The sequence below is a fragment of the Paenibacillus xylanexedens genome, from assembly GCF_001908275.1.
GTDB lineage: Bacteria > Bacillota > Bacilli > Paenibacillales > Paenibacillaceae > Paenibacillus > Paenibacillus xylanexedens_A.
Window position 1 is genome coordinate 3,533,950 of sequence record NZ_CP018620.1, and the last position, 17,159, is coordinate 3,551,108.

Consider the following 17,159-nt stretch of genomic DNA (forward strand, 5'->3'; position numbering starts at 1 on the left):
CTTTTTCAACGGTTAACCTCCTTGCTTTTGGGGATACGAATCATAAATGTGCTGCCTTCCATATACGTACTTTCCATTTCAACACCATAAGATGGTCCAAAATAGAGTCGAATCCGGTGATGTACATTGAGCAGACCGAATCCGCCTTCCTGCTCGTCATCTTGGGGTGAACGGGAACCGGCCGGCTTCTCCAGCTCTTCACGTAATTGTGCCAATCGATCCGCAGACATGCCAATTCCGTTGTCCTGTACGGTGAGAATGATGCTATTGTCCTCTACATATCCGTGTATGGATATCAGCCCTTGACCGCGTTTGTTCTTGATCCCATGATAGAGCGCGTTTTCAATCAGGGGCTGCAGCGTCATTTTCAAAATGGGATAATCCTGAAGCTCACGATCAACGCTGATCTCGTAGGTGAGAATATCGTGGTACCTCATCTGTTGAATAACCAAGTAACTCCGCGCATGTTCAAGCTCGGTTTGAATGGATACCCAGTCGAATCCTTTATTCAGACTCAAACGAAAGAACTTCGAGAGGGCCTGCACAAGTTTGATTACATTTTCTTTTTTCTCTGCTTCAGCCATCCATAGGATGGATTCCAACGTGTTATACAGGAAATGAGGGTTGATCTGAGCTTGCAGCGTACGTAGTTCAGCTATTTTCACCTGTTCATTCTCTCGAATGCTCTTTTCGATTAGCATTTTGAGCTTATCCAGCATCACATTGAAACTTTTGCCCAGATCAGCAATTTCGTCCGAGCCGTGTGGTGTGACTTTGGCTTCCAAGTAACCGTTTGCAGCTTTACGCATCTTGTTCATCAGGATCCGGATGGGAAGAATCAGTCGATTATTCAGGAAAAAATATAACGATATCGCAAAGAAAGCACTTAACAAAACGGTAATGATGATCAATTGGCGAATGCTATTGGCCTCTGCAATGATTTCCTGATAAGGAGCTACCCCGATCATTTTCCATCCGGTCTGTTTTGAGGTGCTGTATACAACAAACTGGGGCTTGGATCCTGCAGACAGGATAAAGCTGTCGTGCTGTAGATGTAAAGGGACCGATCGGATCTGATCCATCATGGTTATGGATGCCGGGGTGGCATCCGGCATGAAAAGTGTATTTCCGTATTGATCACTAATATAGAAAAAACCGGAATCCTTAATAGGGGTATTCGTCAAAAAATCATCAATGAACGAATCATTCAAATCAATTACTATGAACCCGATGACCTCATGTGTAATCCGCTCTTTGACCGTAGTTATAATTGAAAGCGCATTCTGTTTAGGGTAAGCAAACCCATCCAGCCTGTTATATTCGGCATAGGCTGCAGAATGAGGGATGCGCAGAATGGCATCCGGATACTGCATCAGATACTTGAAGTACGGGTTACGCAGCGGATTTCGTTCCAGCTTGAACACGCCTTTTCGTTCACTTATGCCTTTTCCATAGAAATTCACGAACGAGATATTAAGTACCTTGTCATACTTGTAGGTTTCCCGATAAAGATTGTATGTCTGAAGGATGGCTTTGGCTTCCGGGTAGGACTCCGATTGAGAATACAGGTATTGAAGCACTTGCGGGTTCTTGCCCAGTTCGAGCAGCCGTTCCGTATCCTCAAACAAGATGTCAATGTTCCTGGCAAGCTGGTCGGCAACCAGCTGTGTCGAGGCCTTGTTATGATTGGATACGACCGTATAGGATTTGTGGTAAGAAATCAATCCAACCACGATCAGTGGTACTGAACTGAGGATGATAAACATGCTGAGTAATTTAAGCCTGAGGCTTGAAGCAATCCATTGAATGAGTTTCAACGTATTCCACTCCATCTGAAGGGATCAAAAATGTATCATTAGTATAACATGATTTTCTAATATGTAAGAGAATCGCTAAATACTACACAATTAAACAAAGAAATTACACTTTCTAAACTCCATTTTTTGAAATTACTAAATTATTACATAAATAAAGTATGAGACTCCATATAAGCTCGGAATGAAAGCGTTCTATAATGTGGTCACACCACAAGGTGAAACGAAAAAAGGGAGGATCACAACATGCGAACCAAAAAAAAGTGGGGACTTGCCATAACATTGGCTATGGTGATGCTGGTCAGCACGGCATGTAGCAGTACCAATGGAGGAGCAGGCTCCGATAATGAAACTTCAACGAGTGGGAATGGCAGTACACCTGCCAGCGCCAAAACAATTACGCTTGGTTTTTCGCAGGTTGGTGCGGAGAGTGGCTGGCGTTCGGCGAATACCAAGTCGATTCAGGATTCAGCCAAAGAAGCGGGTTATGATTTGAAATTCTCCGATGCGCAGCAGAAGCAGGAAAATCAAATTAAAGCTTTGCGATCCTTCATACAACAGAAGGTGACGGTGATTGCTTTTTCCCCTGTTGTAGAATCCGGTTGGGATACCGTATTGAAGGAAGCGAAGGATGCAGGCATTCCCGTGATTTTGACGGACCGTGCTGTGGATTCGCCGGATAAAACCCTCTACAAAACCTTTATTGGCTCCGACTTTGTAGAAGAAGGACGCAAAGCAGGTCAGTGGCTTAGTGACCAATACAAGGACACACAAGACGAGATCAACATTGTTGAGCTGCAGGGTACAACAGGCTCCGCACCAGCGAATGACCGTCAAGAGGGCTTTATGGAATTGATTGCTCCCAATTCGAAGCTTAAAGTGATTGCATCACAATCAGGTGACTTTACACGTGCCAAAGGCAAAGAAGTCATGCAAGCTTTCCTCAAAGCACATAAAAAAATAGATGTTCTCTATGCACATAATGACGATATGGCGCTTGGTGCAATTCAGGCCATTGAAGCGGCAGGATTGAAACCAGGCGTAGATATTACCATTATCTCTGTGGATGCCGTGAAGGATGGGATGCAGGCTGCTGCTGATGGCAAAATCAACTTTATCGTTGAATGTAATCCGTTGTTAGGACCTCAATTAATGGAAGCGGTTCAATCGGTAGTGGACGGGAAAGACATCGAACCCCGAATCGTTACGGATGAGACGACCTTCACATCGGAGCAAGCCAAAGAAGCATTGCCAACACGCGAATATTAAAAGCAGATTCGTATAACACCGAAAAGTCATTTTTCGACCAGGCTGTCGCTAAATGACTTTTTTCCATAACAAAGGAGAGGGTTATATGGCCGAGCAAGCACCCATTTTGCAAATGACAGGCATCACCAAACAATTTCCCGGGGTTAAAGCGCTATCCAGCGTCAGCTTTCGCTTGTTTCCGGGCGAAATTCATGCCTTGATGGGTGAGAACGGAGCGGGGAAGTCGACGCTTATTAAAGTTCTGACCGGCGTTTATTCCATTGACGAAGGAACGGTAACGATGGATAACCGTGAACTCTCGATCTCCGGTCCGCTTGAAGCGCAAAAGGCGGGAATCAGTACCGTTTATCAAGAGGTCAATCTTTGTCCGAACTTAACGGTTGCTGAGAATATTTTCATCGGTCGGGAGCCGATACGATTTGGCAAAATCAATTGGAAGCAAATGAACAAAGATGCGGAGAACCTTCTGCGAGACAGATTACATCTGTCCATCGACGTTAAGGCTCCTTTACAGACCTATTCGGTCGCGATGCAACAACTGATTGCAATTGCCAGAGCACTCAGCATCTCGGCAAAAGTGCTCATATTGGATGAACCCACATCCAGTCTGGACAAAAACGAGGTTCAGCAACTGTTTCGTATTATGCACAAATTAAAGAGTGAAGGTCTCGCAATTCTTTTTGTCACTCATTTTCTTGATCAGGTATACGAAATGTCGGATCGTCTAACGGTGCTCCGTAACGGGGAATTGGAAGGAGAGTACATAGCCGCAGAACTTCCACGCATGGAACTGGTGCTCAAGATGATCGGCAAGGAGCTTGAGGTGCTTGAGGAGCTTCCGAAGGAAGCGGATGCTGCCCAGGCGGAGTCGGGAGAACTGTTAATTACCGCTAAGGCACTTGGGCGCAAAGGAGCAATTGAGCCTTTTGATCTGGACATTCGCAAGGGAGAAGTCGTGGGCTTGGCTGGGTTATTGGGGTCTGGTCGTACCGAGATCGCTCGCCTTTTCTTTGGTGCAGATCGTTCAGATGTAGGCAAGCTGCTCGTTGTAGATACAGGAAGTACGGTCAAGTCGCCGCGTCATGCAATTGATCAGAATATTGCTTTTTGCTCTGAGAACCGTAAAACCGAAGGCATAATCGATGATTTGACCATTCGGGAGAACATTATTCTGGCTTTACAAGCGACACGAGGTTGGTCCAAACCAATCTCACGCAAGAAACAGGATGAGATCGCCGAAAAGTACATCAACCTGTTAAATATCCATCCGAAAAACCCGGAGCATTTAATTAAAAATCTGAGCGGCGGTAATCAGCAAAAGGTGTTGCTTGCACGGTGGCTGCTGATGAACCCCGATCTGTTGATTCTCGATGAACCTACGCGTGGAATTGATATCGGTGCCAAGACTGAGATACAGAAGCTGGTGCTCTCTCTATCGAAGCAGGGCATGGCCGTGCTGTTCATTTCGTCCGAGCTGGAAGAAGTGATTCGTGTCAGCCACCGGATTGCCGTAATCCGGGACCGCAAAAAAGTGCAAGAACTTAGCGGGGATCAGATCCATCAACAGCAAATCATGAAAGCTATGGCAGGAGGTTAAAGAGATGGCGGGCAAGATGCGTAAACATCATTTGTTTTGGCCGTTATGTATGCTTGGTTTACTTTTAATCTTTAATTTGCTGTACTCTCCGGATTTCTTCTCCCTCGTCATGCGTGAAGGGAATCTGTATGGCAGCTTGATTGATATTCTCAATTTTGGAGCGCCCTTAATTCTGGTATCGATCGGTATGACACTGGTGATTGCGACCGGAGGTATCGATTTGTCCGTGGGCTCCATTGTAGCGATCTCCGGTGCCGTGGCTTGTATGAGCATCAGCAGAGGAGTGGATCAGAATTCGCTCGGGCTTATGTTGGGCGCACTTGGATTATCTATAGGTCTCTCACTGATCTTGGGCATATGGAATGGGGCACTGGTTTCGGTTGCCCGAATCCAACCCATTATTGCAACGCTTATTCTGATGGTAGCTGGACGTGGGATTGCGCAATTGATTACGAGTGGACAGATTATTACTGTATCCAACGCAAACTATGCCTATATCGGGGCAGGTTCGCTTGCAGCATTGCCTTTTTCCATCTTCATCGTATTAACTGTGCTGCTTGTTGCCTCACTGTTGACGAGAAAAACGGCACTGGGACTGTTTATTGAATCGGTCGGAAGTAACGCAAACGCGAGCCAACTGGCAGGTATTCGTTCAAAAACGGTTATTCTCACGGTATATGTCTTCTGTGGTCTGTGTGCCGGCATTGCCGGGCTTATTCTCAGCTCGAATGTATCTAGTGCGGATGGAAACAACGCGGGTCTTTGGTATGAACTTGATGCCATTCTTGCTGTAGTCATCGGGGGTACTTCGCTCAATGGTGGTCGTTTCTATCTAATGGGTACCGTCGTTGGAGCACTCATTATCCAAACCTTAACAACGACGATCTATATGATTGGAGTCCCGCCAGAAGTTACGTTGGTTGTCAAAGCCTTTGTTGTACTGGCCGTATGTTTGATTCAATCCGATTCATTCCGCAATTCCATGGTGATCCGTTGGAAAAAACGGAAGTTTCCAGCCGAACAGGGGGTTAACCGCCATGTTTCTTAATCGTAAGTATCTCCCGGTCTTTGTCACCTTCGGCTTGCTGGCCGTGATGTTTGCCATAGGCTCTTTCCGGTATACGGGGTTCTTTTCCACACAGGTACTACTTAATCTTCTAATTGATAACGCATTTCTGATTATCACGGCGATTGGCATGACTTTTGTGATTGTATCAGGAGGAATTGACCTTTCGGTTGGTTCTGTCATTGCGCTGACGACCATCATTAGCGCAAGTCTGGTCGAGAAGCAAGGGTGGTCGCCTGCCATCGTTATACCTATGGTGCTTGTCATGGGTGCGTTATTTGGCACAGTCATGGGGGCGATCATCCACTATTTTAAAATTCAGCCCTTCATCGTAACACTGGCAGGCATGTTTTTGGCGCGGGGGTTGTGTTATGTCATCAGTCTCGACACCATTACCATTACGAATCCATTTTACACACAGGTTGCGCAGGCGAAAATCTCCTTGCCAGGGGGCAGCTTTGTCTCCATTAATGTGATTATTGCACTGGTTATTGTACTGCTCGCGATCTTCCTGGCACATTACACCCGGTTTGGGCGCAACGTTTACGCCATCGGCGGAAGCGAGCAATCCGCGCTGCTCATGGGACTGCCGGTTGCACGTACCAAAATCCTGGTGTACACGTTCAGCGGTTTGTGCTCCGCGCTTGCCGGTGTTGTCTTTACCTTCTATATGTTATCCGGTTATGGATTACACGCCATGGGTCTTGAACTCGATACCATCGCGGCTGTTGTGATAGGAGGCACCTTGTTAACAGGTGGTGTAGGGTATGTGGCGGGAACCTTTATTGGTGTATTGATCCAGGGGGCTATCCAAACTATAATTAGCTTCGAAGGTACGCTCAGCTCATGGTGGACCAAGATTGTGATTGGTCTGATGCTGTTTGTTTTTATTTTGTTCCAGCGACTTCTTAGCGGGCGGCGAGTATCCTCGAAATCACTGCATTAAGTTGATCGAATGAAATGATATTGAACACGGATACCGAAACAATGATATAACAATATGCGCTCTGCATTGGTGAATGCTGAGCGTAACATGGAGATGGGGGATGCGTGAGTGAAAAGACATGTGAACTGGTTGTGTTTGTTCATTCTACTGCTGCTTGTCGGCTGCACAACCCCTGAGTCTGAATCTGTTCCTCCTCCCATCTCGTCTAACAACTTAGAAACTCTTCCCTCCGTTGAGGAATGGATGGAATCAGCGGTAGCAAGGGATACCTCAACGAAACCGATTGTCTTGGGTTTTTCACAACTGGGCAGAGAGAGTGCCTGGCGTCTGGCAAACTCCACGTCTATTCGGAATGCTGCGGCTGAATCGGGAATATCCCTTGTAATAAAAAATGCAGAACAGTCTCAGACGAAACAGTTCGAGGCTGTTCGGTCGTTCATCAGGCAAAAGGTGGATGTCATTGCCATTGCACCGGTCGTGGAATCGGGCTGGGATGGTATTCTTCAGGAGGCCAGGGATGCAGGTATACCTGTTATCATCGTAGACCGGTCAGTTGATGTCAAAGACACTTCACTTTTTGTGACAACGATTGGATCGGACTTTTATGAGGAAGGTGTGAAGGCCGGGAAGTACATTCAGGATCGGATGCGTAATCAACCGGGTTTGATACGGATTGCCGAACTGCAAGGCACGAGTGGTTCTACACCCTCTATCCAGCGTGGTGAGGGCTTTAGAAGCATTTTCGACACCAGAGCAGATATCATCTTCTCACAAAGTGCTCCTGCCGATTTTACGGAGGACAATGGCAAACAAGTGATGAAAGAATTCCTTCAGGTCCCGGAAGACAAACGGCCGCAGGTTCTTTTTGCCCATAATGATGAAATGGCTTTTGGCGCCATACAAGCGATAGAAGAAGTTGGACTGAAGCCGGGAGAGGACATTATCATTGTCTCTGTGGACGGTTCCCGCAAAGCACTTGAAATTCTGGCGAGTGGGAAAATCAACGCTGTGGTGGAATGTAACCCGTTGCTTGGTCCCCAGCTTATGCAGGCTACAAAAGAAATTATTGCAGGGCGTACACTCCCGAAGCGCATGGTGCCCCCGGAGGACATTTTTACACAGGAGAGTGCTGGACGGGAGATGTACAACAGGCGATTCTAGAATTTGCGAAAAAATTAGAACATTTTGGATAAAATTCAATTTACTTTAAATAAACTTATCGTTTATACTGAACTCACCTTGAACTAAAGTTCTTTTCTATGAGAAAGGACGTAGCGGTTTACATACTTTTGAAAGCGCTTTTTTTCGAGGGGGAAAGTTAGATAAAGAGAGGGAGTGTAGAAGGTAGTATGCTGTGAATATATTATGAGGAGGTAATTTTATGTTCAAAGTTAAGCTAGCAAAGGCGGTAATATCTCTCGCGCTTTTCGGTACCTTATTTTCTATTCCGGCGGTACCCGATGCTCGTGCTGCAGATGCAAGTTGTCCGAATGGTTATGTAGGTTTGACGTTTGATGATGGCCCATCTGGAAATACAACAAACATGCTTAACGCGTTGAAGCAGGCTGGCTTACGGGCAACGATGTTCAATGTTGGACAAAATGCACAAAATAATCAATCTCTGGTTTCTGCACAAGTAGCAGCTGGTATGTGGATTGGCAATCATTCCTATACACATCCAAACATGACTACATTAAACAGTTCTCAGATGTCGTCAGAGATTACTCGGACACAGCAGACGATCCAGTCTATTACCGGAAGTTCACCTAAACTGTTCAGACCTCCTTATGGTGCGACAAATGCGACCTTGAAATCCGTTGTGAGCCAAAACGGCCTGAAGGAAATACTGTGGAACGTAGATTCCCAAGACTGGAATGGTGCCAGCGCAGCCCAGATTGTAGCAGCAGTGAACACGATGAAAAGTGGTGACGTCATTCTAATGCATGATCAGTACCAGACGACACTTCAAGCCATTCCGCAGATTGCACAAAATCTGAAGAATCGCGGCCTTTGCTCCGGTATGATCTCATCAACGACCGGTCGGGCAGTTGCACCCGATAGTAGCACTACGAATCCGCCAAGTAACGGAACAAAAGTGGAAGCTGAGAACATGATCAAAGGTGGACAATACACCGGCAATATCAGTTCTCCTTTCAATGGCGTGGTCCTTTATGCTAACAATGATTTGGTTAAATATACTCAGAATTTTGCAACGAGCACACACAATTTTTCACTTCGTGGAGCTTCAAACAATGCCAACATGGCGAGAGTTGATTTGAAGATTGGCGGACAGACGAAGGGAACCTTTTACTTTGGCGGGAGCTCTCCAGCGGTCTATACCCTGAATAATATCAGCCACGGAACGGGAAATCAGGTCATTGAGTTGGTTGTAACAGCCGATGACGGTACATGGGATATCTATATTGATTACTTGGAAATACATTAACAAGCTCAAGGTTGATTGAAAAAAATACACTTATGATGAAATCCCGTTGGGTTGACCAAATGGGATTTCATTATGTTTTTTGCCATTTTGTAACACAAAAGTGGAAGAAAAACATTTATAATGGATGAAATTGTATATGAGAAGAATTGTTTCTATTGAAAAATTTCATTGAATGGGAGCGAAAGGATCAAATGATTATTATGATTAACGGAGCGTTTGGTTCGGGAAAAACTTCTGCAGCTGAAACACTTCAGCCCTTAATTGCAAACAGCATGATCTACGATCCTGAAGAAATAGGTTATATGCTCAGAAAACTTCTTCCGGAGAATTGTAGAGAGGAAAGGGAACGTACGGATGATTTTCAAGATATCGATCTATGGAAAATTCTAACCGTAATGACGGCTAAAGAAGTAAAGCAGAAATACAACAGACACTTAATTGTCCCCATGACCATCTATAAAGAGGAAAACTTTAATTACATCTATAACGGGTTGAAAGAGATCGATCAGGACATTCATCATTTTTGCCTAACGGCTACAGAAGAGACGATTTATCATCGTTTGGCTAAACGCGGAGATGAATATGGAGGTTGGCAGTATCAACAAGCACCAAAGTGTGTTGAAGCTTTCAAGGATGAACAATTTCAAACTCGCATTGTTACCGATCATCTGGAGACTAGTGAAATCATAGAACTCATATTGAAGAAGGTCCTATCCAAATAATTATCATTTTTTATTAAGGAGGATTTTATGATGATGATTGTACATGTACTCTCAAGAAAAGAGTGGGAAGACGCGTTGATCAATGGGATTCTAAAATAAAGTCAGAAGTTATATGGGAAGATCTGTATAATGAAGGCAGGGAATATCCTCATATTTACGGTGAGTTAAATCTAGACGCGGTATTTCATACATATGATGAAGAAAATGAACAGAAGAGGATGTAACCTAATTGACGACTGTGACTTTTGAAGAGGTAACCGAACAACACCTCCCTGAAATTAGAGAGATTTATAACTATTATGTAATGAATACAACCATTTCGTTTCATACGGAGGAATTAGATCTTGATCAGATTAAATCCTCTGTGATGAACAAGGATACACGGTATAAAACTTATGTAATTCTTGAAAACAATCAAATGATGGGCTATGTTCTGATCACCCAGTATAAGAGTAAACAGGCATATGACATTTGCGGTGAAGTCACCATATATTTGAAGCACGATATTTTGGGAAAAGGCTTGGGGAAACAAGCACTACATTTTATTGAGAAGATTGCAAAAGAACAAAGATTCCATACCTTAATTGCGACGATTTGCATGGAGAATACAAGAAGTAAATCATTATTCGAGAGAAATGGTTATGAACAATGTGCTCTGTTTAAAGAGATTGGATATAAATTCGATAGAAAGCTGGATATTGGAAGTTTCCAAAAGATACTGTAAGGAGAATACAGAATGAGTAAAAACCTATATATTATATCTGGACCCCCTGGAGTAGGGAAATCTACAACTTCCAAGCTGCTGGTTCAGACTTTAGATAAAAGTGCCTACATTTCTGGAGATGCGGTTAGTCACTTTCCCGTCAAAGGGCGAGGTAAACCCTGGCTTGATAAGGATACAAACGACTTAACTTGGAAAAATATATCTAGTCTGGTGAAAAACTTATTGGATTATAAATACGATGTAGTTCTGGACTATGTGGCCCTTCCGGAAGACATTGATGGATTAATGACAGAATTGGCAGACTATCATGTTCGCATAATCTATGTTGTATTAATGGTTGATCGTCAAACCATTATTCGTAGAGATCGTCTTAGAGCAGAAGAATATCAAATGAAAGAAAGAAGTATAATTCTGCTGGATGAGTTTGAAAATCATCCCGATCTGAGAGTAGATAACAAGCTGTATACTAATCATTTTACAGAAGCACAATTACCTGAAATAGTAAGTGGAATTATAAATAATGAGAAGTATCGATTGAAATAACTGTACTGTTATTATGCTTCGAATTGTAAAAATGCCCGAGCATTGAATAACTAATACAAGGTAGAAATAAGCATTAGATTTTATTAAGTAGGTTGCAAAAGAAAAAAATCGTTGGGGGGATTATCGATGTCTCGTATTTATGGAGAAAGAATTGTGTTAAGAGAATACCAGGATTCTGATTTGGATTACATCAAACAATGGGTGAACGATCCGGAAATCACAGGGACATTATCAGATAATTTTCTGTATCCTCATTCGAGTTATGAGACGGAAGTCTTTTTCAGGACGATGGTTGAAGGCAAGTCTTCAAATAAAAGTTTTATTATCGGGTTAAAGGATTCGCTAGATTATATAGGCCAGATCGATTTGTACAAAATTGATTATAAAAATCGCTTTGCATGTTTTGCAATTGTAATAGGGAGAAAAGAAATTTTAGGTAAAGGTTATGGAAGTGAAGCAATCCGTGTACTACAGAAGTTTGTCTTCGAAGAGCTGAATTTAAACAGATTAGAACTTGAAGTGTACGAGTATAATGAGATTGCTTACAAATGTTATTTAAAATGTGGCTTTAAAGAAGAAGGAAGATACAGAAAGAAGATATATAAAAAGGGGAAATACTGGGATAGTGTTTGCATGAATATCTTAAAAAGTGAATATGAGCAATTGGGTTGAATGATCTCTCAAATGTATAACGGATGAGAATGATACGAGGACAAAACTATCGGTCTGGTGATAAAGGAGCTTTGGATTAACTGCTAAGGTTTGATAGACCTTCCCATGCTTTCGTTGATATGCGTTAACATAGCGTTGAGTTTAGTGTTAGGTGTTAATGCCAACGAACCTGACACGTCTTATTCGGGGATTTGAAACGCCTTTCGAAATCTAAGGAATCTGAGACACGCTATATCAGAAAAATAGCCTTTTGTAGTGTTTTTATCAGATGATTTTGGGAAATAAGATGTCTCATGTTCCTTACAATTTTAAAAGAGGACGTGAAGGCCGAATAAGATGTCCTGTGTTCCTTAGAAAATCGTTTGAGTTTGAAGACACACTCTAGTCCGCTTCCCCATGATATGTGAAGGTTTATGAATACAATTACATCTTATGAAGGAGGGATTTCATCTTGTCCGATTACTATTGGGATGACCAAATTGAATATCTGAGAAATACGCGTTGGCTTTACTATAACGATGATTATCTTGAGTTTTTGGTTCAACGTGTATGGAAGATTGAAAACTCAGTAGATATCATCGATTATGGATGTGGTTATGGCTATCTCGGATTGAAGCTGCTTCCTTTATTACCCGAAGGATCAACCTATACCGGATTAGACAAGGGTGAAGAATTGATTAAGCAGGCCAAAGAGAGTTTCTCAAAGACCTCTTATCAAACGATTTTTATAGTAGATGACATTGAAACAGTGCAAGTGAAACGTCAATACGATATTGCGATAAGTCATGCCTTCTTATTACATATGACAGAACCTATCACCGTTCTTCAGAAGATGATCGACAGTGTAGTAGATGAGGGTAGAATCATATGTTTTGAACCTCATTGGATCGCTAATATGTCAAACTATGAATTACATGGACTTGAACAATCCAAGATTATTCAGCTAGGTATTCTCCAAAAATTGTTCGAGGAGGATGCCAAACGCAGTGGTAAAGACGGAAATATCGGTATGAAGATTCCAATTCTGCTTAGCCAACTTGGCTTGCGAAATGTAGAATGCCGGGTGAGTGACAAAGTTAACTTCTTAGATCAACACATGGCAGATTCGGATAAGGGAAAGCTTTTTCATGCATTAAAAGAAGAAGGACTGGGACAAGAACCGAATGCAAGAAATGAAGTAGTTGCTCAACTGATGGTAAGAGGACTGAATTCAGAAGAAGCGAATAGACAATATGAAGCAGAAAGTGAATTTGCCAGGGAGTTTATTGAGAACTCATGGTTAACCTATGCTCCAAACATGAAAATTACATCGGGAATCGTGACGAGATAGGTGTATAGCTTCTATTACTCATAAGGAGGTACAGATGATGATATATAGGAGAAAAACCTATATTATTGCGACTTCTTTTGTAGAAGAGTTTAATGCTCTATTTAATGATATTTTGCTGCAATCCCAGTTGAAATACGGATCAAGACTTATTGGGAGATGGCACACACCAATCGATGATGAAACCAGCGAAATTTTTGCGATGTGGGAATACGATACTTTTGAACAATACGAAGAGATTGAGAAAAAGATAAAATCAGATACAGAACACGTAAAGCGAGTTCAAGCCCGTTTTGATCAGATTGGAAGACATCGGTATAAAGAAGTATTTCGAGAAGACATTAGGCAAGCATTTTTCACATTGACAGTGGATCGTGAACAAACGATTTTGAAGTGATATGAATGAAGAAGGAGCTGAGAGAAAGATGGAGACAGAACGACTTATATTTCGGAAATATACCAAAAATGATTTTGATTTGCTTTTTGAGATGACTCGTGAGCCAAATATGATGAAATTTATAAGACATGGAGGACCCTGGACGAAGGAAGAAACCATGCAAAGCTTGGAAAAGTTCATCAACTGGAATAAAGACGATAAAGGGCTGTTCCTCGCATTTAATAAAGAGGATAACAAGTTAATTGGAACCTCTGGACTGATTCCTCAAATCATTGAAGGCACTGATGAGCTTGAAGTTGGTTACTGGGTTATCGAGCAATACTGGGGAATGGGTTACGGATATGAACAAGCAAAAGCGTGGAAAGAATATGGCATCGATCACTTGAAGCAGAAAAGATTAATATCGTTAATTCAACATGGCAATGTGGGTTCTATGAAAGTCGCGCAAAAGAATGGCTTCAAACATGAGAAGGACGTAGACATAATAGGGAAAAATGTAGCAGTATACTCGATTGAGGTGAAGTGAATATGACTCCATTTCCTGAGCTAGAAACCAAAAGATTGCTGTTAAGAGAGATTAAACAGAGTGATTCCCAAGACATATTTCATATTTTTTCTTCAGATGAAGTTACAAGATTCTACGATGTAGAAAGTTTTAAGAATACAAAACAAGCAGAAGAACTCATACAAAGATGGACTGAACGATTCGAAAATGGTCAGGTCATCCGCTGGGGAATTGCTTTGAAATCGGATAACAGAATTATTGGAACATGCGGATTTCATGGTTGGATGAAACAACATCATAAAGCTGTGTTGGGATATGAGTTAGCACCAGAGTTCTGGCGGCAGGGTTACATGACCGAGGTAACTCAGAAAATCGTTGAATATGGATTCAAGAACCTTGAATTAAACAGAATTGAAGCATTTGTAGAGCCAGAGAACGAGGGATCAAGAAAGTTGCTTGAGAGAATTGGGTTCAGTGAAGAAGGCATATTGAAAGAACATTATTATTGGAAAAATCGATTTGTTGATAATGTCATCTATGCATTTTTGAAGAAAGAATATGTATGAGAATACGAATTATTGGATCTTGTGGTAGTGGGAAATCAACATTAGCCCAAGAATTGTCGGATCAATACGGTATTCCTTCTTATGAATTAGACAATCTCATATGGGACAGAAGCGCCGAAAATCTGAGATATCCTGAAAGTGTTAGGGATGAATTGGTTCAATCTATTGTCAGTTCTGAGGCTTGGATTATAGAAGGAGTGCAGTGCAAAGATTGGACCATTAAGTCCATCCAGGAAGCGGATTTGATTTTTGTATTAGCTCCAAATGTTCTCATTAGAGATTATCGAATTATAAAGAGGTTTGTATTGTCCAGAATGGGACTGCAACCGTGGAATTACAAGCAGTCATTCACGGACTTATGCAAGATGATTGTAAAATGGAACCATCAATATAATATAGAAGAAGTTATATGTACAATTAACACAAACCGCAAAACTGCAACAATCACAAAGAATAAAAAACAAGTGATACAGTTGATTGAACATCATTTGGAAGTGGTTGTAAGTGAAAGTGAAAAGAACCTTAGAGGTAATCAAGGATTGTCCAAAGAGGAGATACAGTGGTGAATATAAAAATTCAACCAGTCACACGAGAGAATTGGGAAGAAGCGCTGAAGATCTCTTTGTATGAACACCAAGCGTCATTAGTTCCATCTGTTATTGAGGGACTCGCTTACGCCTATATAAAACCGTGGGATGAAGCATTTGATCCTTACGTACTTGAGATCGATGGGAAGGTATTTGGTTTCTTTTATCTAAGTTATACGCCAGATAGTACAGATAACTACTGGATTGGTGGTTTTCAAATCGATCAATCCTATCAAGGTAAAGGAATGGGAAAGCGTGCTTTAAGAGCCATTCTAGATTACATTACGAAACAGCATCCGGTATGCAAGGTTATTTCATTAACGGTTGAACGGGATAACGAAATAGCACAGAATTTGTATAAGAGCATGTCCTTCTTTAGTGAGAACAGAACCAATTCAGATGATGAAGTGATCTACAGGTTGGAAATAAAATGATAGACTCAGCATTTCAGAGGGCAATATATCTTTGTTAACCAAAAGCTACCATTGGTTGCGGTAGTCACTACGATTATAGCTTGTTACCACTTCAATGGTTTAACAATGCTATTTTGAAAGTATAGTTGTTTATGGGAGAGATAACATGAGCCACTGGTTTGATCTAGATGAACTTGATCCAGAGTTAATCAAATTTGCAGTTATGATCGCGAAATACAATAATAAATTCATCATTATAAAAAATAGGAAAAGAGGAGGTTGGGAGATCCCAGGAGGCAACAAAGAAATAGGGGAAACCATTTTACACACGGCAAGTCGAGAACTCTATGAAGAGACAGGGGCAGTACGCTTCGAATTAACTCCTTATGGAGTATATGAATGGAATGGGAGCTTTGGTATGGTCTCTTATGCTGAGGTTAAATTGCTGGAGAGCTTACCGGAGTCTGAAATCGATGAAATAAAGCTTGTGGATGTATTACCTGAAGGGATGAACTTCGGAGATATGTTTTATCGTTTCTCAGACAGATGGGATGGACTTGAGAACCATAAGCTTAAGAAATACACTATCGAAATAAATCATTTGAATGAGTTACCTGAAATTAAAATAAGCTAGTTTTAGTTGGAGGAACTCTGTTTTGAAACTAAAGGAGATGAAAAGAACTAGTGAATAAGAATAAGGGACTCATCATGTCACTATTACTTTTATTGCTTTTAATTTTGTTATGGGATTCCTTTCGAACTTCAATTTTTGAAGCAGTTACTGTTCAAAAGATTAGTGAAAATGAAATGACTGTAATTAATTTTAATAATCTTGAAAGAACAATAGCCGTTCCAATGGATATGTCAAAACTAATTGAAGAGAACAAGGAATACACTATTTTGTACGATAAAAGAGTTTTTGATAAATACAGACTTCGATCTATAAAGCCATAGGATCTTAGAAATAACATGGGGAAGGAGAGATGGCAATGACCATGATAACGTATAGAACGTTGACCCTTGATGATGTGAATCAGTTGCAGGAAATAGATCGTTCGGAACATATTGATCTCATTTATGAAATGAGGGAGAACCGATTGGTTGAACTTGAACAAAATCATGAATGCTCAAACTGGGATGAGATGCTTTTGAAAGAGATTCAAAATCGATATGTGTACGAATTAGAACAAGGTGGCATGGCATATGGTGCGTTTGCTGACGATCAATTAATCGGATTTGGTGTGCTGGCACATCAATATAGAGGAAAAGAACGAAATCAATTACAAGTTGACTTGATGTATGTCTCACGCGGGTACAGAAGACAAGGCGTTGGTAAACGTATTCTAAACGAGTTAGGTGAAGAGGCTAAGAAACGTGGTGCACAGTATCTGTATATCTCCTCCACAGAGACGAAATCAGCGGTATCCTTTTATAAAAGTCAGGGCAGTCAGATTGCAAGCGAGATTGATCAAGAACTTTATGACAAAGAGCCGAACGATATACATATGATAAAGGAGCTGGGCACATGACAACGGTTGGGATACTCGGCACTATTCATATGTATC

General features: G+C 41.7%; 21 protein-coding genes. 20 read left to right on the forward strand and 1 reads right to left on the reverse strand.

Features of this window, described 5'->3' with window-relative positions; genetic code table 11:
- Positions 1-5: 5 nt before the first annotated feature.
- A complete protein-coding gene (locus BS614_RS15915; RefSeq protein WP_074094668.1) occupies positions 6-1,817 on the reverse strand; it encodes a cache domain-containing sensor histidine kinase in 1,812 nt (603 codons plus the stop codon).
- A 243-nt stretch (positions 1,818-2,060) separates the two neighbouring features.
- On the opposite strand from BS614_RS15915, the gene BS614_RS15920 reads away from it, so the two are divergent.
- The 20 genes from BS614_RS15920 (at position 2,061) to BS614_RS16015 (ending at position 17,123) form a co-directional block, all read left to right on the forward strand.
- Entirely contained in the window at positions 2,061-3,083 is a 1,023-nt protein-coding gene (locus BS614_RS15920; RefSeq protein WP_074094669.1) for an ABC transporter substrate-binding protein, read from the forward strand.
- Positions 3,084-3,168: 85 nt separating this feature from the next.
- Positions 3,169-4,680 (forward strand): sugar ABC transporter ATP-binding protein, encoded by a 1,512-nt coding sequence (locus BS614_RS15925; RefSeq protein ID WP_074094670.1) that lies wholly within the window; start codon positions 3,169-3,171, stop codon positions 4,678-4,680.
- A gap of 4 nt (positions 4,681-4,684) precedes the next feature.
- The gene (locus BS614_RS15930) at positions 4,685-5,728 is read left to right on the forward strand and encodes an ABC transporter permease (protein ID WP_081745908.1); all 1,044 of its coding nucleotides are present in this window, start codon (positions 4,685-4,687) and stop codon (positions 5,726-5,728) included.
- Positions 5,718-6,692, forward strand: a complete 975-nt coding sequence (gene yjfF, locus BS614_RS15935; RefSeq protein WP_074094671.1) for a galactofuranose ABC transporter, permease protein YjfF — start codon at positions 5,718-5,720, stop codon at positions 6,690-6,692. Before BS614_RS15930 ends, yjfF begins: the two co-directional genes overlap by 11 nt.
- A gap of 108 nt (positions 6,693-6,800) precedes the next feature.
- Complete coding sequence (locus tag BS614_RS15940) at positions 6,801-7,853, forward strand: ABC transporter substrate-binding protein (RefSeq protein WP_074094672.1); 1,053 nt, start codon at positions 6,801-6,803, stop codon at positions 7,851-7,853.
- Positions 7,854-8,073: 220 nt separating this feature from the next.
- Positions 8,074-9,138 (forward strand): polysaccharide deacetylase family protein, encoded by a 1,065-nt coding sequence (locus BS614_RS15945; RefSeq protein WP_074094673.1) that lies wholly within the window; start codon positions 8,074-8,076, stop codon positions 9,136-9,138.
- Between the two features lie 191 nt (positions 9,139-9,329).
- Positions 9,330-9,860, forward strand: coding sequence for an AAA family ATPase (locus BS614_RS15950; protein WP_074096860.1), 531 nt, complete (start codon positions 9,330-9,332; stop codon positions 9,858-9,860).
- A 62-nt stretch (positions 9,861-9,922) separates the two neighbouring features.
- Positions 9,923-10,084 carry a DUF952 domain-containing protein gene (locus BS614_RS32555; protein WP_157116095.1) on the forward strand — a complete coding sequence of 54 codons (162 nt, stop codon included), beginning with the start codon at positions 9,923-9,925 and terminating at the stop codon, positions 10,082-10,084.
- 14 nt (positions 10,085-10,098) lie between these two features.
- Positions 10,099-10,584 (forward strand): GNAT family N-acetyltransferase, encoded by a 486-nt coding sequence (locus BS614_RS15960; protein WP_244898340.1) that lies wholly within the window; start codon positions 10,099-10,101, stop codon positions 10,582-10,584.
- 12 nt (positions 10,585-10,596) lie between these two features.
- Positions 10,597-11,127 carry a P-loop nucleotide/nucleoside kinase family protein gene (locus BS614_RS15965; protein WP_074094675.1) on the forward strand — a complete coding sequence of 177 codons (531 nt, stop codon included), beginning with the start codon at positions 10,597-10,599 and terminating at the stop codon, positions 11,125-11,127.
- A gap of 126 nt (positions 11,128-11,253) precedes the next feature.
- Positions 11,254-11,799: a GNAT family N-acetyltransferase gene (locus tag BS614_RS15970; RefSeq protein ID WP_074094676.1), complete on the forward strand. Its 546-nt coding sequence runs from the start codon at positions 11,254-11,256 to the stop codon at positions 11,797-11,799.
- Between the two features lie 451 nt (positions 11,800-12,250).
- Positions 12,251-13,129, forward strand: a complete 879-nt coding sequence (locus BS614_RS15975) for a methyltransferase domain-containing protein (RefSeq protein WP_074094677.1) — start codon at positions 12,251-12,253, stop codon at positions 13,127-13,129.
- 37 nt (positions 13,130-13,166) lie between these two features.
- Positions 13,167-13,523 carry an NIPSNAP family protein gene (locus BS614_RS15980; protein WP_074094678.1) on the forward strand — a complete coding sequence of 119 codons (357 nt, stop codon included), beginning with the start codon at positions 13,167-13,169 and terminating at the stop codon, positions 13,521-13,523.
- Position 13,524: 1 nt separating this feature from the next.
- Positions 13,525-14,049 (forward strand): GNAT family N-acetyltransferase, encoded by a 525-nt coding sequence (locus tag BS614_RS15985; protein WP_244898139.1) that lies wholly within the window; start codon positions 13,525-13,527, stop codon positions 14,047-14,049.
- A gap of 2 nt (positions 14,050-14,051) precedes the next feature.
- Positions 14,052-14,594, forward strand: coding sequence for a GNAT family N-acetyltransferase (locus BS614_RS15990; protein WP_074094680.1), 543 nt, complete (start codon positions 14,052-14,054; stop codon positions 14,592-14,594).
- Complete coding sequence (locus BS614_RS15995; protein ID WP_074094681.1) at positions 14,591-15,160, forward strand: P-loop NTPase family protein; 570 nt, start codon at positions 14,591-14,593, stop codon at positions 15,158-15,160. Before BS614_RS15990 ends, BS614_RS15995 begins: the two co-directional genes overlap by 4 nt.
- On the forward strand, positions 15,157-15,615 hold the full coding sequence (locus BS614_RS16000) for a GNAT family N-acetyltransferase (RefSeq protein WP_074094682.1): 459 nt from the start codon (positions 15,157-15,159) through the stop codon (positions 15,613-15,615). Before BS614_RS15995 ends, BS614_RS16000 begins: the two co-directional genes overlap by 4 nt.
- Positions 15,616-15,760: 145 nt before the next feature.
- Positions 15,761-16,228 (forward strand): NUDIX domain-containing protein, encoded by a 468-nt coding sequence (locus BS614_RS16005; RefSeq protein WP_074094683.1) that lies wholly within the window; start codon positions 15,761-15,763, stop codon positions 16,226-16,228.
- 50 nt (positions 16,229-16,278) lie between these two features.
- A complete protein-coding gene (locus tag BS614_RS16010; protein WP_036670508.1) occupies positions 16,279-16,548 on the forward strand; it encodes a hypothetical protein in 270 nt (89 codons plus the stop codon).
- A gap of 35 nt (positions 16,549-16,583) precedes the next feature.
- A complete protein-coding gene (locus BS614_RS16015) occupies positions 16,584-17,123 on the forward strand; it encodes a GNAT family N-acetyltransferase (RefSeq protein WP_342351870.1) in 540 nt (179 codons plus the stop codon).
- Positions 17,124-17,159 lie beyond the last annotated feature (36 nt).

What these genes read in the sequence shown, in the direction of transcription:
- BS614_RS15920 (WP_074094669.1), top strand. Translation starts at nt 2,061, where the DNA reads ATGCGAACCAAAAAAAAGTGGGGACTTGCCATAACATTGGCTATGGTG.
- BS614_RS15925 (WP_074094670.1), top strand. Translation starts at nt 3,169, where the DNA reads ATGGCCGAGCAAGCACCCATTTTGCAAATGACAGGCATCACCAAACAA.
- BS614_RS15930 (WP_081745908.1), top strand. Translation starts at nt 4,685, where the DNA reads ATGGCGGGCAAGATGCGTAAACATCATTTGTTTTGGCCGTTATGTATG.
- yjfF (WP_074094671.1), top strand. Translation starts at nt 5,718, where the DNA reads ATGTTTCTTAATCGTAAGTATCTCCCGGTCTTTGTCACCTTCGGCTTG.
- BS614_RS15945 (WP_074094673.1), top strand. Translation starts at nt 8,074, where the DNA reads ATGTTCAAAGTTAAGCTAGCAAAGGCGGTAATATCTCTCGCGCTTTTC.
- BS614_RS15950 (WP_074096860.1), top strand. Translation starts at nt 9,330, where the DNA reads ATGATTATTATGATTAACGGAGCGTTTGGTTCGGGAAAAACTTCTGCA.
- BS614_RS15965 (WP_074094675.1), top strand. Translation starts at nt 10,597, where the DNA reads ATGAGTAAAAACCTATATATTATATCTGGACCCCCTGGAGTAGGGAAA.
- BS614_RS15970 (WP_074094676.1), top strand. Translation starts at nt 11,254, where the DNA reads ATGTCTCGTATTTATGGAGAAAGAATTGTGTTAAGAGAATACCAGGAT.
- BS614_RS15980 (WP_074094678.1), top strand. Translation starts at nt 13,167, where the DNA reads ATGATATATAGGAGAAAAACCTATATTATTGCGACTTCTTTTGTAGAA.
- BS614_RS15985 (WP_244898139.1), top strand. Translation starts at nt 13,525, where the DNA reads ATGAATGAAGAAGGAGCTGAGAGAAAGATGGAGACAGAACGACTTATA.
- BS614_RS15990 (WP_074094680.1), top strand. Translation starts at nt 14,052, where the DNA reads ATGACTCCATTTCCTGAGCTAGAAACCAAAAGATTGCTGTTAAGAGAG.
- BS614_RS15995 (WP_074094681.1), top strand. Translation starts at nt 14,591, where the DNA reads ATGAGAATACGAATTATTGGATCTTGTGGTAGTGGGAAATCAACATTA.
- BS614_RS16005 (WP_074094683.1), top strand. Translation starts at nt 15,761, where the DNA reads ATGAGCCACTGGTTTGATCTAGATGAACTTGATCCAGAGTTAATCAAA.
- BS614_RS16015 (WP_342351870.1), top strand. Translation starts at nt 16,584, where the DNA reads ATGACCATGATAACGTATAGAACGTTGACCCTTGATGATGTGAATCAG.